The following is a 16,013-nucleotide window of genomic DNA, read 5'->3' on the forward strand; positions in this document are numbered from 1 at the left end:
GTTTGGCAAATAACGAGCGTCGCGTAGTCTTTTTTGATCTGGACGGAACGCTGCATCAGCAGGATATGTTCGGCACCTTTATGCGCTATTTACTGCGCCGACAGCCCCTGAATGCCCTGCTCGTATTGCCCCTGCTGCCGATCATTGGCGGCGTGTTGCTGGTGAAGGGGCGCGCCGCTCGCTGGCCGATGAGCCTGCTGCTGTGGGGGTGCACCTTCGGCCACAGCGAAGCCCGGCTTAAACAGCTGGAGAAAGAATTTGTCAGCTGGTTTCGCGACCATGTCACCGCCTTTCCGGTGGTGCAGGATCGGCTGACAAACTACCTGGACGCCAACGATGCCGACATCTGGCTCATCACCGGCTCGCCGCAGCCGCTGGTGGAACAGGTCTATTTTGATACCCCTTGGTTGCCGCGCGTTAACCTGATCGCCACCCAGATTGGCCGCGCCTACGGCGGCTGGGTGCTGACCATGCGCTGTCTTGGGCATGAGAAGGTGGCACAGCTGGAGAAGAAAATTGGCACCCCGCTGCGGCTCTACAGCGGCTACAGCGACAGCAAACAGGATAACCCGCTGCTCTACTTCTGCCAGCACCGCTGGCGCGTCACGCCGCTGGGCGAACTTCAGCAACTGGAATGATTTTGTGATTATGCATAGCGGGTGTGTATAATGCGCCCGCTTTTCAGACTGGAGTATGCTGCGTTGTCCGACCCTGAACTTAATCATGAATACTGGATGCGCCATGCGCTCCAGCTTGCCCAACGTGCCTGGGATGAAGGCGAAGTCCCGGTCGGTGCCGTGCTGGTACACAATAATCAGGTGATCGGCGAAGGCTGGAATCGCCCGATTGGTCGCCACGATCCCACCGCCCATGCCGAAATTATGGCCCTGCGCCAGGGCGGGCTGGTGCTGCAAAACTACCGCCTGCTGGACACCACCCTGTATGTCACTCTTGAACCTTGCGTCATGTGCTCCGGCGCCATGATCCACAGCCGGATCGGTACGGTGGTGTATGGCGCGCGGGATGAAAAAACCGGTGCGGCAGGTTCGCTGCTGGACGTGCTCAGTCACCCCGGCATGAACCATCAGGTCAAGGTTATTGGAGAGGTGCTGGCACCAGCGTGTTCGGCGATGCTAAGTGACTTCTTTCGAATGCGGCGTCAGCAGAAAAAGCAGCAAAAGGCAGAATCGAAGTTATCGGGTGAGTAAGCTCATCCGGTGCCACCACCGGATAGGCCTGGGCCAGCTGCTGGGCTGCCTGCGCCTCTTTCTCTTTCTCCATCAGATACCCCACCAGGCTTATCTGGTATTTACGGATATTTTCCACGTAGGCGTACGCCTCGTGGCCGCGCGCGTAGCCATAGGTCAACTTGCTGTAATACGGCTTCTGGCTCAGTAGCGGCAGACGCTGTTTTACATCTGACCAGCTGTCGGGGTTACCTTTGGTTTTCGCGGTCAGGGCGCGGGCGTCGATCATGTGGGCATAGCCCATGTTATAGGCCGCCAGCGCAAACCAGATCCGCTCCTCTTCCGGGACGCTCTCCGGTACTCTGTCCATCATCGCCTGCAGATAGCGCGCGCCGCCGCTGATGCTCTGCTCAGCATCGGTACGATCGGTCAGGCCCAGGCTCTGGGCGGTATTTTTGGTCAGCATCATCAGGCCGCGTACCCCGGTTGGCGAGGTGGCCAGCGCGTCCCAGTGAGACTCCTGGTACGAGATGGCGGCCAGCAGTCGCCAGTCAATCTCCTGGGCATACTTCACAAACAGCGGCTTCAGCGTCGGCAGGACATTATCCACCGCCCGCAGGAAGCTGCGGGTATCGACATAGTCGAAGCCATCCCCGTGACCGAGGTACTTCTCCTCCAGACGCGCCAGCGTACCGTCTTCATTCATTCTGTTAAAGAAATCGAGCATGGCGGCGGAGAGCGTCTGGTCGGCGTCGAGAGGGCTGAACCAGGTGACAGGCTGCTCGTCAGTGACGTCCAGCGCCACGGCCAGCTCCGGGTGAACGCGCTGAAACAGGCTAATGGCAACCGAGTCGGCGATGGTGTAGGGCAGTTTCCCGTCCGTCACCTGTTCCAGCAGCGCCGTGGTGCCGAGCTTCTTATCAACCTTCCAGCTAAGTTCAGGGTACTTTTTTTCTTTCAGCGCCCGAAGGTCGTCAATGACGACATGGCCCGGGGCAACGGTGAGCTGCTCGGCGGTGAGCCCGGCAAGCGTGCGTGGTCGCAGGCTGCCTACGCGATAGACCAGCTGCTGCGAGACAGAGTAGTAGGTTGGGCCTGGCTGATAGTTTTTGCTGCGCTCGCTGTTATAGACCAGGCCAGCAGCCAGCATGTCAGCCTTGTCATTGTCCAGGTCGTCAAACAGCTGGCTGATGTTCTGCCGTACCGTAATCTTAAGCTTTACGCCCAGATAGTCAGCAAAATGCTGCGCCAGCTCGTAATCCAGCCCAATGACTTTATCGTTGATCGCACTGTAGGTGAGGGGAGAGGCCACAGTACTGACGCGCAGCTCCCCCCGCGCCTGAATGGCGGCGATGCGATTTTCGGCTTTACCGAACCAGGGGATTGAAGGCCACAGGGCCGCTGCCAGCAGCAGGGTCACGATGCCGATGAACAGATAATTAATCTTTAATTTTTTCAATAAGTTGATTCTATGAGCTGTGTATTATTTTGGTTTGTAGTCGTCACAGTAAAAACAAGTATTACCAAAGATTTCGCGGCATTTTGCGTAAAGTTACGCCACTTGGCAACTTATTAGCGGGAAAGGCAACACCAATGGTTAAATGACAACGACGATTTTATTACGACGCAAACGGTTTCGTCGGCGCGCAGGATCCACTATAATGGCGCCCGTTTTCCCCCCTTGCGCACACTGTAAGCGCCTCCGGCGCTTCGAAGACGAGAGACTTATGATGGAAATTCTGCGTGGTTCGCCTGCACTGTCTGCCTTCCGTATCAACAAACTGCTGGCACGTTTTCAGGCGGCCGACCTTCCGGTAAGCAATATTTACGCTGAGTATGTCCATTTTGCTGACCTGAATGCTCCCTTAACGTCAGAGGATTTAGTCCGGCTTGAGCGCCTGCTGAAGTACGGCCCAAGCCTGAGCAGCCATACCCCGAACGGTAAACTTCTGCTGGTTACGCCTCGTCCGGGCACCATCTCCCCCTGGTCTTCTAAAGCAACCGACATCGCCCGCAACTGTGGTCTGAGCCAGATTAACCGTCTGGAGCGCGGCGTGGCCTATTACGTTGAAGCCTCCACCCTGACCGACGCCCAGTGGGCCGTTGTGGCAGCCGAGCTGCACGACCGCATGATGGAGAGCGTGTTCGCTTCTCTCGACGACGCGCAGCAGCTTTTCTCTCACCATCAGCCTGCGCCCGTGCAGAGCGTGGACCTGCTGGGTGAAGGCCGTCAGGCGCTGATTGACGCCAACCTGCGTCTGGGTCTGGCGCTGGCCGAAGATGAAATCGACTATCTGCAGGACGCGTTCATTAAGCTGAACCGCAACCCGAACGACATCGAACTCTATATGTTCGCGCAGGCCAACTCAGAACACTGCCGCCACAAGATTTTCAACGCCGACTGGATTATCGACGGCGAGCAACAGCCAAAGTCGCTGTTCAAAATGATCAAAAACACCTTCGAGCAAACCCCTGATCACGTGCTGTCGGCCTATAAAGACAACGCCGCAGTCATGGAAGGTTCCGAGGTGGGCCGCTTCTTCGCCGATCGCGAAGCGGGGCGCTATGACTTCCATCAGGAGCCGGCGCATATCCTGATGAAGGTCGAAACCCACAACCACCCGACGGCGATCTCGCCGTGGCCGGGTGCTGCCACCGGCTCCGGCGGTGAAATCCGCGACGAAGGCGCAACCGGCCGTGGGGCAAAACCAAAAGCGGGTCTGGTGGGTTTCTCCGTCTCCAACCTGCGTATCCCGGGCTTTGAACAGCCGTGGGAAGAAGATTTTGGCAAACCAGAGCGTATTGTTACCGCGCTGGATATCATGACCGACGGCCCGCTGGGCGGCGCAGCGTTTAACAACGAATTTGGTCGTCCGGCACTGAACGGTTACTTCCGTACCTACGAAGAGAAGGTGGACAGCCACAACGGCGAAGAGCTGCGCGGCTACCATAAGCCGATCATGCTGGCAGGCGGGATCGGCAACATTCGCGCCGATCACGTGCAGAAGGGCGAGATCGTCGTGGGTGCCAAGCTGATCGTGCTGGGCGGCCCGGCGATGAATATCGGTCTGGGCGGCGGGGCAGCCTCCTCTATGGCATCCGGCCAGTCTGATGCGGATCTCGACTTCGCTTCCGTACAGCGCGACAACCCGGAGATGGAGCGCCGTTGCCAGGAGGTGATCGACCGCTGCTGGCAGCTGGGCGACGCCAACCCGATCCTCTTTATTCATGACGTGGGCGCGGGTGGTCTCTCCAACGCCATGCCGGAGCTGGTGAGCGACGGCAACCGCGGGGGCCGCTTCAACCTGCGCGACATCCTGAGTGATGAACCCGGCATGAGCCCGCTGGAGATCTGGTGTAACGAATCCCAGGAGCGCTACGTGCTGGCCGTTGCCCCGGATCAGCTGCCGCTGTTTGACGAGCTCTGCCGTCGCGAGCGCGCCCCGTATGCGGTGATCGGTGAGGCCACCGAAGAGATGCACCTCTCCTTGAGCGATACCCACTTCGATAACCAGCCGATCGATCTGCCGCTGGACGTGCTGCTGGGTAAAACGCCGAAGATGACCCGCGACGTTGAATCCCGCAAAGCCAGCGGTAAAGCCCTCGACCTGCAGGGTGTGACCGTTGCCGAGGCGGTTAACCGTGTTCTGCATCTGCCAGCGGTGGCGGAGAAAACCTTCCTTGTCACCATCGGTGACCGTACCGTGACCGGCATGGTCGCCCGTGACCAGATGGTTGGCCCGTGGCAGGTGCCGGTAGCGAACTGCGCGGTGACCACCGCCAGCCTCGACAGCTACTACGGTGAAGCGATGGCGCTGGGCGAACGCTCCCCGGTGGCGCTGCTGGACTTTGCCGCTTCTGCCCGTCTGGCGGTGGGTGAAGCGCTGACTAACATTGCCGCCACCCAGATTGGCGACATCAAACGCATCAAGCTCTCCGCCAACTGGATGGCCGCAGCCGGTCACCCGGGTGAAGACGCCGGGCTGTACGAAGCGGTTAAAGCGGTGGGTGAAGAGCTCTGCCCGGCGCTGGGCCTGACCATTCCGGTGGGTAAAGACTCCATGTCGATGAAAACCCGCTGGCAGGAAGGCAACGAACAGCGTGAGATGACCTCTCCGCTGTCGCTGGTGATCACTGCGTTTGCCCGCGTGGAAGACGTGCGTCACACCATCACGCCGCAGCTCTCTACCGAAGACAACGCCCTGCTGTTGATTGACCTGGGTAAAGGTCATAACGCGCTGGGTGCCACCGCGCTGGCGCAGGTTTATCGCCAACTGGGCGACAAAGCGGCAGACGTGCGCGATGTGGCGCAGCTGAAAGGCTTCTACGACGCCATTCAGGAGCTGGTGGCGCAGCGTAAACTGCTGGCCTACCATGACCGTTCCGACGGCGGCCTGCTGGTCACCCTGGCGGAAATGGCCTTCACCGGCCACTGCGGCGTGGAAGTGAATATTGCCTCTCTGGGTAACGATAATCTGGCTGCGCTGTTCAACGAAGAGCTGGGCGCCGTCATTCAGGTACGGGCGGCCGATCGCGAGGCGGTGGAAGCGCTGCTGGCGCAGCACGGTCTCGGCGACTGCGTACATTATCTGGGTAAAGCGGTGAGCGGCGATCGTTTTGTTATCGACGCGAATGGCCAGACAGTCTTTGCCGAAAGCCGCTCCACGCTGCGTATGTGGTGGGCGGAAACCACCTGGCAGATGCAGCGTCTGCGTGATAACCCGGCGTGCGCCGATCAGGAGCACGAGGCGAAAGCCAACGACAACGATCCAGGCCTGAACGTGAAGCTGTCGTTCGACATCAATGAAGACATCGCCGCGCCGTACATTGCGAAGGGTGCGCGTCCGAAAGTGGCTGTCCTGCGTGAGCAGGGCGTGAACTCTCACGTTGAGATGGCGGCCGCCTTCCACCGTGCAGGCTTCGATGCCATCGACGTTCACATGAGCGACCTGCTTGCAGGGCGTACCGGTCTGGCTGATTTCCAGGCGCTGGTGGCTTGCGGCGGCTTCTCCTACGGTGACGTGCTGGGCGCGGGCGAGGGCTGGGCAAAATCCATCCTCTTCAACGAACGCGTCCGCGATGAGTTCGAAACCTTCTTCCATCGTCCACAGACCCTGGCGTTGGGCGTCTGTAACGGCTGCCAGATGATGTCGAACCTGCGTGAGCTGATTCCGGGCAGCGAAGCCTGGCCGCGCTTTGTGCGTAACCAGTCCGATCGCTTCGAAGCGCGTTTCAGCCTGGTGGAAGTGACCCAGAGCCCGTCTCTGCTGCTGCAGGGAATGGTGGGGTCGCAGATGCCGATCGCTGTCTCCCACGGTGAAGGGCAGGTTGAACTGCGTGATGCCGCGCATCTGGCGGAGCTGGAGAGCAAAGGTCTGGTGGCGCTGCGCTTTGTCGATAACTTCGGCAAGGTAACGCAAAACTACCCGGCAAACCCGAACGGCTCTGCCAACGGGATCACCGCGGTGACCAGCGAAAGTGGTCGCGTCACGGTGATGATGCCGCACCCTGAGCGCGTGTTCCGCACCGTCAGCAACTCCTGGCACCCGGAAAACTGGGGCGAGGACAGCCCGTGGATGCGTATCTTCCGCAACGCGCGTAAGCAGTTAGGTTAAGAGATCGTTGTTGTGCCCGGTGGCGCTTCGCTTACCGGGCCTCCAAAGGCCGGATAAATTTTGTAGGCCGGGCAAACGCAGTGCCGCCCGGCGATTCCCCAGTGTCGCAAATGTGCGACAACTCACATTCTGCGGTGTCGCCAAAAAGCGACACTTAAGTTTTTGATTTTTATAGGGGTAACAAGAATCCTGTCAGGGTGTTGCCGATTAGCGACAGATAGCCTGAAAATCGTCACAGGCTAAATGAATCCCTGAAACCCTATAAGTTCATACTTTTCAATATATTAATATTTTTATTTGCATTTTGGCACATCTGTTGCATAATAGTAACCAGTGGCTCATTCACCTTCTTATGTCAGCCCCTTCGGGACGTGCTACATAAACTTCGAATGACGCACAAAAAGGTGCCTGCCGTCCAACTACTGATCATAGCGTTGCTTTATCAGACCCAGGGCGAAACGTCGAGTTAGGCACCGCCTCATTCCACAACAAAGCCGGGTTTTTAACCCGGCTTTGTTGTATCTGAACGCATGTCCGGCTAGCATCCCCTTACCCCCTCGCGACAGAGAGTAATGCGTTGAAACGCTGGCCAGTTTTCCCTCGCTCCTTACGACAGTTAGTCATGATGGCCTTCCTGCTAATCCTGCTGCCTTTGCTGGTGCTGGCTTGGCAGGCGTGGCAGAGCCTGAACGCGCTTAGCGCGCAGGCGGCGCTCACCAACAGAACCACCCTGATTGATGCCCGCCGCAGCGAGGCGATGACCAATGCTGCCCTGGAGATGGAGCGCAGCTACCGGCAGTATTGCGTGCTCGACGACAGAACGCTGGCGCGGGTATACCAGGATCAGCGTAAGCGCTACAGCGATATGCTCGACGCCCATGCCGGTGTACTGCCCGACGATAAGCTCTATCAGACGTTGCGCCAGGATCTTAACGCTCTGTCCCAGCTGCAGTGCATTAACAGCGGGCCTGATGCCCAGGCCGCTATGCGGCTGGAGGCCTTTGCGAATGCCAATACCGAGATGGTTCAGGCGACCCGGTCGGTGATCTTCTCCCGCGGGCAGCAGCTCCAGCAGGAGATTGCCGAGCGCGGCCAGTTCTTTGGCTGGCAGGCGCTGGTGCTTTTTCTGCTCAGCCTGCTGTTAGTGCTGCTCTTCACCCGGATGATCATCGGCCCGGTTAAGGGCATTGAGCGGATGATCAACCGGCTGGGGGAGGGGCGCTCGCTGGGCAATACCGTGGCCTTTACCGGCCCACGCGAGCTGCGTTCGGTCGGGCAACGTATCATCTGGCTGTCGGAGCGGCTGTCGTGGCTCGAATCCCAACGCCACCAGTTTTTACGCCATATTTCCCATGAACTGAAAACACCCCTCGCCAGCATGCGTGAGGGTACCGAACTGCTGGCAGATGAGGTTGCCGGGCCGCTGACCCCGGAGCAAAGAGAGATTGTTGAGATCCTCGATGCCAGCAGCCGCAACCTGCAAAAGCTGATTGAACAGCTGCTCGACTACAACCGTAAACTGGCCGACGGCATCCCGGAGCTTGAGCGCGTAGAGCTCGCGCCGCTGGTGGACATGGTGCTGTCTGCTCACAGCCTGCCTGCACGCGCTAAAATGATGCATACTGAACTGGCGCTGGCGACACCCGCCTGTTTAGCCGAGCCGATGCTGCTGATGAGCGTGCTGGATAATCTTTATTCCAATGCGGTGCACTATGGTATTGAATCCGGTACCATTTATGTTCGCAGTTTTACGCGCGGCTCGCGAGTCTGTATCGATGTCGCCAACACCGGAAGCCCGATCCCCGACGATGAAAAAGCGATGATCTTTGAGCCCTTTTATCAGGGGAGTCATCAACGAAAAGGGGCGGTGAAGGGAAGCGGCCTGGGGCTGAGTATCGCCCGCGACTGTATTCGTCGTATGCAGGGAGAGCTTAACCTTGTCACTGACGACCATACCGATGTGTGCTTTCGCATCGAACTGCCGCTTGAGTCGGAAAAACCACTAAAATGAATCTAAATCTGGTGAGTATGTCACACGTCTTTTCCCGCGCCATTAACGCGGTATTTTCCGGTCACTCTCTCTTTCTGAGCCTTCCCTGCCTGCTGCTGGCCGGGTGCGTTACCAGTACGCCGACCAGTGCCATCAGCGACAAGCAGGGTGAAAAATTGCCTGAGCATCAGCTGGCGGACTTCCTGTCTACCGACTGCAATAATATCTGGCAGCTGCACGGTCAGGAGACCGACAGCAACCCGCTTTACTGGCTGCGCGGCATGGACTGCGCAGATCGCCTCTCACCCGCCGCCGCGCGTGCAGAGGCGAGGGGATGGGATGATGATACCTGGCAGGAGAGTTTTAAACGCGGGATCCTGCTGGCCAATGCCAAAATTAACCCGGTAGAGCGGCGCCAGTTGACCACCCGTCTGGATGCGCTGAGCCCGCAAATCCCGGCCCAGGTACGCCCGCTCTATCAGCTGTGGCGACACGGTCAGGTGCTGCAACTGCAGCTGGCGGAGGAGCGTTTCCGCTACGGTAAGCTGCAGCAGACGACCGACGGTGAACTGGATACCCTGCGCCAGCAGCAGCAATACCTGCGCGCGCAGCTGGACACCACAACCCGCAAGCTGGAAAACCTGACCGATATTGAACGGCAGCTCTCCACCCGTAAGCCGGTCAGTAACTATCTGCCGGACGCGCCGAAGAGTGCCGCGTCGCCCGCTGGCACCGAGGGTGATGCGACCGAGCCGAAAAGCGATGCCCCGAAACAGGAGGAGGTAAAGCCATGACAAGCCGAAAACCTGCGCATCTTTTGCTGGTGGATGACGATCCCGGTTTGCTGAAGCTGCTGGGGATGCGACTGGTGAGCGAGGGTTACAGCGTCGTGACCGCCGAAAGTGGTCAGGAGGGGCTGAAAGTGTTGGGCCGCGAGAAGATCGATCTGGTGATAAGCGATCTGCGGATGGACGAAATGGACGGCATGCAGCTCTTCACCGAGATCCAGAAGCTCCAGCCCGGCATGCCGGTGATTATTCTTACCGCCCACGGCTCCATCCCGGATGCGGTGGCCGCCACCCAGCAGGGGGTCTTTAGCTTCCTCACCAAGCCGGTGGACAAAGACGCGCTCTATAAAGCCATCGATGACGCGCTTGAGCACGCCGCCCCTTCGGGCGACGACACCTGGCGGGAGGCGATTGTCACCCGCAGCCCAATTATGCTGCGTCTGCTGGAGCAGGCACGGATGGTAGCGCAGTCCGATGTCAGCGTGCTGATTAACGGCCAGAGCGGCACCGGGAAAGAGATCCTCGCCCAGGCGATCCACAACGCCAGCCCGCGCGGCAACAATGCCTTTATCGCCATCAACTGCGGGGCGCTGCCCGAGCAGCTGCTGGAGTCGGAGTTGTTTGGCCATGCGCGCGGCGCCTTCACCGGCGCGGTCAGCAGCCGGGAAGGCCTCTTCCAGGCCGCGGAAGGCGGTACGCTGTTCCTCGATGAAATAGGCGATATGCCAGCCCCCTTGCAGGTCAAACTGCTGCGCGTGCTACAGGAGCGCAAAGTGAGGCCGCTCGGCAGCAACCGTGATATCGACATCAACGTACGCATCATCTCCGCCACCCACCGGGATCTGCCCAAGGCGATGGCGCGCAACGAGTTCCGTGAAGATCTCTTCTATCGCCTCAACGTCGTTAACCTGAAGATCCCGGCGCTGGCGGAGCGGGCAGAAGATATTCCGTTGCTCGCCACCCAGCTGCTGCGCCAGGCCGCCGAGCGGCACAAGCCGTTTGTCCGGGCCTTCTCCACCGACGCCATGAAGCGGCTGATGACCGCCAGCTGGCCCGGTAACGTGCGTCAGCTGGTGAACGTGATTGAGCAGTGTGTGGCGCTCACCTCCTCGCCGGTGATCAGCGATGCGCTGGTGGAGCAGGCGCTGGAGGGCGAAAACACCGCCCTGCCGACCTTCGTTGAAGCCCGCAACCAGTTTGAGCTTAACTATCTGCGTAAGTTACTGCAGATCACCAAAGGCAACGTCACCCATGCGGCGCGCATGGCGGGGCGTAACCGCACCGAGTTTTATAAGCTGCTCTCGCGCCATGAGCTGGAAGCAAACGATTTTAAAGAGTGATGCGCTAAATTCCGCCTGAATATGATACTGTGAGCAACCGATTACGAGGCAGCTGACAGGCATAAGTTTAAGGACCACCATGAAAAAGATTGATGCGATTATTAAACCTTTCAAACTGGATGATGTACGCGAAGCGCTGGCAGAAGTCGGCATTACCGGCATGACGGTGACAGAGGTGAAAGGCTTTGGTCGTCAGAAGGGCCACACCGAACTCTACCGTGGCGCGGAATACATGGTCGATTTCCTGCCAAAGGTGAAGATTGAAATCGTGGTGTCGGATGACATCGTGGATATCTGCGTGGATACCATTATCCGCACCGCGCAGACCGGCAAAATTGGTGATGGCAAAATCTTCGTCTTTGACGTGGCGCGCGTGATCCGTATCCGTACCGGCGAAGAAGACGACGCAGCGATTTAATTACCCGTTGTTTGACATCCCGTAGGCCCGTGCAAGCGCAGCGCCGCCGGGCAAAAAAAAGCCCCTCTACTGAGGGGCTTTTTGCATTACAGCACCTTATGCGGGCCGAAGCATTCGTAGTGAATGTTCTCTTTATTCACCCCCAGCTCCAGGAGCTGCGCGGCGGCATACTGCATAAAGGCCACCGGGCCACAGACGTAGAACTGCATCTCCGGGGCGTGGAACTGTTCTTTATGCTGGCTTAACGCCATCAGGCCTTCGCTGTCGAAGCGGGCAGCGGCACGGTCGTCCTCCGACGGCAGGCGATACCAGGTATGGGCAGTAAAGTGCGGCAGACCGGCAGCCAGGCTTTTCACTTCATCAGAAAACGCATGCACTTCGCCATTCTCTGCGGCGTGGAACCAGTTTACCTGCGCCTTATGCTGCGCTTTCGCCAGGGTGTCCAGCATCGCCAGCATCGGAGTCTGGCCGACACCGGCGGAGATCAGCGTTACCGGGGTATTGCTCTCAACGGCCATAAAGAAATCGCCTGCAGGCGCGGCCAGATGCACCACATCACCCACGCGGGCTTCGTTGTGCAGCCACGTCGAAACCTGACCGCCTTCCTCGCGTTTTACCGCAATGCGATAGCTTTTGCCGTTTGGCTTGCGGGTCAGGGAGTACTGGCGGATCTCCTGATGCGGGAAGCCTTCAGGCTTCAGCCACACGCCCAGGTACTGGCCCGGCTGGTAATCGGCAACCGGCTGGCCGTCGACGGGTTCAAATTCAAAGCTGGTGATAAGCTGGCTGCGCGGGGTTTTTTCCACGATACGGAAGGCGCGGGTACCTTCCCAGCCGCCGGTCTTACTGGCGTTTTCGCTGTAGATCTGCGCTTCACGGTTGATGAACACATTCGCCAGCACGCCGTAGGCTTTGCCCCAGGCGTCCAGCACTTCCTGGCCCGGGCTGAACATTTCGTCCAGGGTCGCCAGCAGGTGGGTGCCAACAATATTGTACTGCTCAGGTTTGATCTGGAAGCTGGTATGTTTCTGAGCGATTTTTTCCACTGCTGGCAGCAGGGCCGGCAGGTTCTCGATGTTGCTGGCGTAGGCGGCGATGGCGTTGAATAACGCTTCGCGCTGATCGCCGTTACGCTGGTTGCTCATGTTAAAAATCTCTTTGAGCTCCGGGTTATGCGCGAACATACGATCGTAAAAATGGGCGGTAAGTTTAGGACCCGTTTCGACCAGCAGAGGAATCGTGGCTTTTACGGTAGCGATGGTTTGGGCATCTAACATAGCAGCTTCCTTCAAATGTTACTTTAATAGTGTATTTTGAATGCATCTTATAAAAAATAACCCTGCTTTGTAAATGGTTCTTTGCAACATGAATTAACTGCATCACAAACCTGAAAAGAATTCCCTTTTGCAGGGCGAGGACGCTATTCCTCAAACCCTTGCGTGGCGGGTAGGTAAACGTTTGCGTAAAATCCTTTGTCAAGACCTGTTATCACTCTGCTAATCAGTTATACTGTTGCCCGTCGTCCATCAGGACTGCCTTTTCAGGCCAAAATTTACTTGTTAGCTGAGTCAGGAGATGCGGATGTTAAAGCGTGAAATGAACATTGCCGATTATGATGCCGAACTGTGGCAGGCTATGGAGCAGGAAAAAGTACGTCAGGAAGAGCACATCGAACTGATCGCCTCCGAAAACTACACCAGCCCGCGCGTGATGCAGGCGCAGGGCTCTCAGCTGACCAACAAATACGCTGAAGGTTACCCGGGCAAGCGCTACTACGGCGGTTGCGAGTATGTCGATGTGGTTGAACAGCTGGCAATCGACCGTGCTAAAGAGCTGTTTGGCGCTGATTACGCTAACGTGCAGCCGCACTCTGGCTCTCAGGCTAACTTCGCGGTCTATACCGCACTGCTGCAGCCGGGCGATACCGTTCTGGGTATGAACCTGGCGCAGGGCGGCCACCTGACTCACGGCTCCCCGGTTAACTTCTCCGGCAAACTGTACAACATCATCCCTTACGGTATCGATGAGTCCGGTAAAATTGACTACGCCGACATGGAGAAGCAGGCCAAAGAGCACAAACCGAAGATGATCATCGGTGGCTTCTCTGCCTACTCCGGTGTTGTTGACTGGGCAAAAATGCGTGAAATCGCAGACAGCATCGGCGCATACCTGTTTGTCGACATGGCACACGTTGCCGGTCTGATCGCCGCAGGCGTCTACCCGAACCCGGTTCCACACGCCCACGTTGTCACCACCACTACCCACAAAACCCTGGCCGGTCCGCGTGGCGGCCTGATCCTGGCGAAAAGTGGCGACGAAGAGCTGTACAAAAAACTGAACTCTGCCGTCTTCCCAAGCGCGCAGGGCGGCCCGCTGATGCACGTTATCGCGGCAAAAGCCGTGGCGCTGAAAGAGGCGATGGAGCCAGAGTTCAAGGTTTACCAGCAGCAGGTTGCTAAGAACGCCAAAGCGATGGTGGAAGTCTTCCTGAACCGCGGTTACAAAGTGGTTTCCGGCGGGACTGAAAACCACCTGTTCCTGCTGGATCTGGTTGATAAAAACCTGACCGGTAAAGAAGCTGACGCTGCCCTGGGCCGCGCCAACATCACCGTCAACAAAAACAGCGTACCAAACGATCCGAAGAGCCCGTTCGTGACCTCCGGTATCCGTATCGGTTCTCCGGCTGTCACTCGCCGCGGCTTTAAAGAAGCGGAAGTAAAAGAGCTGGCGGGCTGGATGTGCGACGTGCTGGACAACATCAACGACGAAGCGGTTATCGAACGCGTGAAAGCGAAAGTGCTGGAAATCTGCGCCCGCTTCCCGGTTTACGCATAAGTCTGCCTCGCAGAACAAAAAGGCCGCGCAAGCGGCCTTTTTTTATGGCTAACGCCGGTCGATGGAGATAGCGCCCGGCCCTGCCACCGCCAGCAGCAGGAATCCGCCAGCGATGCTGATGTTCTTGAAGAAGTTAATCATGTTCGGCATCACCGCATCGCCACTCATATCCCAGTAGTGGTGCCCAATCAACGCTGTTCCCAGCGTATAAAAGACAAACAGCACCGCCAGTGGACGGGTAAAAAAGCCGAGCACGATAAGAATGGCGGCGGGCACTTCCATGATCACCGCCACAATGGCCGCCAGCATTGGCATTGGAGCGCCCAGCTTCACCATATACTGCACCGTGCCGTCAAAACCGAACATTTTAGGCACGCCGAAAATAATGAACAGAAGGATAAGGGCGAGACGGGCAATCAACAGGATCAGCGCCCGGGACTGACCAAAATCGAAATACCGTAGTGTGTTCATGGCAGGCTCGTTTGGGGTGGGATTTATCTTAAAGCTAATACACAAATTGCCGCCCCGCCATTCCGCTTTTCGCCATAAATCAGCCATCAGGATGATTTAAATTCCCCCCATTTCAGCATGTTCTCCGCTAGCCTTCCGCCAGCGCGTCCTCAACGAACAGAAAGCCAATGCCGATAATCTGCTGCTGCCGGGTTAAGCCGCCAAAGGCGATTTCCGTTTGCCGGTTACGCACCGCATCGCCATGATCGAAGGGGGTAAATCCAATCTGGCGATTGATGGTCTGCAGCCAGCGTTCGCCAAAGGCGCAGCTGCGGCCATAGAACCAGATTTGGTTGATATTAAGGATGTTGAGCAGGTTGTAGAGCGTCAGCCCGATGGCGTTGGCGGCCTCGTCAGCCCAGCGCTGAATTGACGCGTTCCCCTGACGCCAGGCCTCAATCAGCTGCAGGCTGGTGAGGCTATCCGGGTCAAGCCCGAGGGTGCCGGGCTGGGATTTCAGCCATAAACGCGCCTGTTTTTTAAGGGCCGACAGGGAGGCGACCGTCTCCAGGCAGCCGTAACGTCCGCAGGCGCAGGCCACGCCGTCGCGATCGAAAATGGTGTGGCCGATCTGCCCGCTGCCGTTAAGCGTCCCGCGATAGACCTGGCCGTTAATCACAAACGAGGAGCCGATACCGTAATCGACATTAATCACGCAAAAATCGTCCCGGTTGGCCGGGTTTTGCCACTTCTCCGCCAGCGCCAGCATCACGCAGTCGTTATCCACCTTCACCGTGATGCCCAGTTTTTCTTCCAGCAGATACTTAATCTCAATCGGTTTTTTCCACGGCGCCTGGGGCATCATCTGCGATACCCCGGTGGCGGTATCGACCTGGCCGTGGATCCCCAGCGCCAGATTGATGCGCTGCCCCGGCCACTGTTTGCGCTGCTGCTGCCACAGATTCTCAATGGCCTGCAACAACGCTTCGGGCGTCTGTGCGTTCACGTCAGTCCAGCGAAACTCGCCTAACGGCGACATGCGGGCGTCGATCAGCTGGCTCTCAATGCTGGTGGGGCTGACATTCATGCAGAGTATTAATGGCCCCTCATCGGGGATCTGATAATGGCCGCTGTTCATTCCCCGGGTGCTGAGGTTTTCACTGGAATGCCCCAGCTTTTTGTCCGCCACCAGCTCATCCAGGATCTTGCTTACCGCCGGAATAGAGAGCCCGGTGTGCTGGGCCAGCTGGGATTTGCTCAGGCGCTTGTAGCGCCAGACCAGGGACATGATCGTGCGGCGGTTATGCTGTCGTACCCTGTGATTGTTCAGACCGGATAGCTGCATTCACTAAACTCCGTTAATTATATTGCGTGAGCATTACGCAATCAG

General features: G+C 57.9%; 12 protein-coding genes. 8 read left to right on the top strand and 4 right to left on the bottom strand.

What is annotated here, in order from left to right; all coding sequences use genetic code 11:
- Positions 1 to 2 precede the first annotated feature (2 nt).
- Positions 3 to 638: a phosphatidylglycerophosphatase C gene (yfhb, locus tag DVA43_RS00365; protein ID WP_114314211.1), complete on the top strand. Its 636-nt coding sequence runs from the start codon at positions 3 to 5 to the stop codon at positions 636 to 638.
- Between the two features lie 30 nt (positions 639 to 668).
- A complete protein-coding gene (tadA, locus tag DVA43_RS00370; protein ID WP_114314212.1) occupies positions 669 to 1,208 on the top strand; it encodes a tRNA adenosine(34) deaminase TadA in 540 nt (179 codons plus the stop codon).
- On the opposite strand, the gene mltF is transcribed toward tadA, so the two are convergent.
- Positions 1,096 to 2,646 (bottom strand): membrane-bound lytic murein transglycosylase MltF, encoded by a 1,551-nt coding sequence (gene mltF / locus DVA43_RS00375; RefSeq protein WP_103824602.1) that lies wholly within the window; start codon positions 2,644 to 2,646, stop codon positions 1,096 to 1,098. The genes tadA and mltF overlap by 113 nt on opposite strands.
- A gap of 268 nt (positions 2,647 to 2,914) precedes the next feature.
- Here mltF and purL point away from each other — a divergent pair, with 268 nt between their 5' ends.
- The 5 genes from purL to glnB all read left to right on the top strand — a co-directional run bounded on the left by purL (position 2,915) and on the right by glnB (position 11,338).
- Entirely contained in the window at positions 2,915 to 6,802 is a 3,888-nt protein-coding gene (gene purL / locus DVA43_RS00385) for a phosphoribosylformylglycinamidine synthase (protein ID WP_114314213.1), read from the top strand.
- A gap of 577 nt (positions 6,803 to 7,379) precedes the next feature.
- On the top strand, positions 7,380 to 8,813 hold the full coding sequence (qseE, locus tag DVA43_RS00390; RefSeq protein WP_114314214.1) for a two component system sensor histidine kinase QseE/GlrK: 1,434 nt from the start codon (positions 7,380 to 7,382) through the stop codon (positions 8,811 to 8,813).
- Complete coding sequence (qseG, locus tag DVA43_RS00395; RefSeq protein ID WP_103824605.1) at positions 8,810 to 9,586, top strand: two-component system QseEF-associated lipoprotein QseG; 777 nt, start codon at positions 8,810 to 8,812, stop codon at positions 9,584 to 9,586. The genes qseE and qseG overlap by 4 nt, the downstream gene beginning before the upstream one ends.
- Positions 9,583 to 10,920, top strand: a complete 1,338-nt coding sequence (gene glrR / locus DVA43_RS00400; RefSeq protein ID WP_114314215.1) for a two-component system response regulator GlrR — start codon at positions 9,583 to 9,585, stop codon at positions 10,918 to 10,920. Before qseG ends, glrR begins: the two co-directional genes overlap by 4 nt.
- Before the next feature lie 79 nt (positions 10,921 to 10,999).
- Positions 11,000 to 11,338, top strand: coding sequence for a nitrogen regulatory protein P-II (gene glnB / locus DVA43_RS00405; RefSeq protein WP_053900797.1), 339 nt, complete (start codon positions 11,000 to 11,002; stop codon positions 11,336 to 11,338).
- Between the two features lie 86 nt (positions 11,339 to 11,424).
- Here the strand turns inward: glnB and hmpA are convergent, their stop codons facing one another.
- Positions 11,425 to 12,615 carry an NO-inducible flavohemoprotein gene (gene hmpA, locus DVA43_RS00410; protein ID WP_114314216.1) on the bottom strand — a complete coding sequence of 397 codons (1,191 nt, stop codon included), beginning with the start codon at positions 12,613 to 12,615 and terminating at the stop codon, positions 11,425 to 11,427.
- A 304-nt stretch (positions 12,616 to 12,919) separates the two neighbouring features.
- Between hmpA and glyA the strand changes: the two genes are divergently transcribed.
- Entirely contained in the window at positions 12,920 to 14,173 is a 1,254-nt protein-coding gene (gene glyA, locus DVA43_RS00420) for a serine hydroxymethyltransferase (protein WP_114314217.1), read from the top strand.
- Between the two features lie 48 nt (positions 14,174 to 14,221).
- Here glyA and DVA43_RS00425 read toward each other — a convergent pair whose 3' ends face one another.
- Both DVA43_RS00425 and DVA43_RS00430 read right to left on the bottom strand, forming a co-directional pair.
- Positions 14,222 to 14,644, bottom strand: coding sequence for a DoxX family protein (locus tag DVA43_RS00425; protein ID WP_103180736.1), 423 nt, complete (start codon positions 14,642 to 14,644; stop codon positions 14,222 to 14,224).
- A gap of 127 nt (positions 14,645 to 14,771) precedes the next feature.
- Entirely contained in the window at positions 14,772 to 15,968 is a 1,197-nt protein-coding gene (locus tag DVA43_RS00430) for an ROK family protein (RefSeq protein WP_114314218.1), read from the bottom strand.
- Between the last annotated feature and the right edge of the window lie 45 nt (positions 15,969 to 16,013).

The sequence above is a fragment of the Leclercia sp. W6 genome (genome assembly GCF_003336345.1).
Taxonomy (GTDB): domain Bacteria; phylum Pseudomonadota; class Gammaproteobacteria; order Enterobacterales; family Enterobacteriaceae; genus Enterobacter.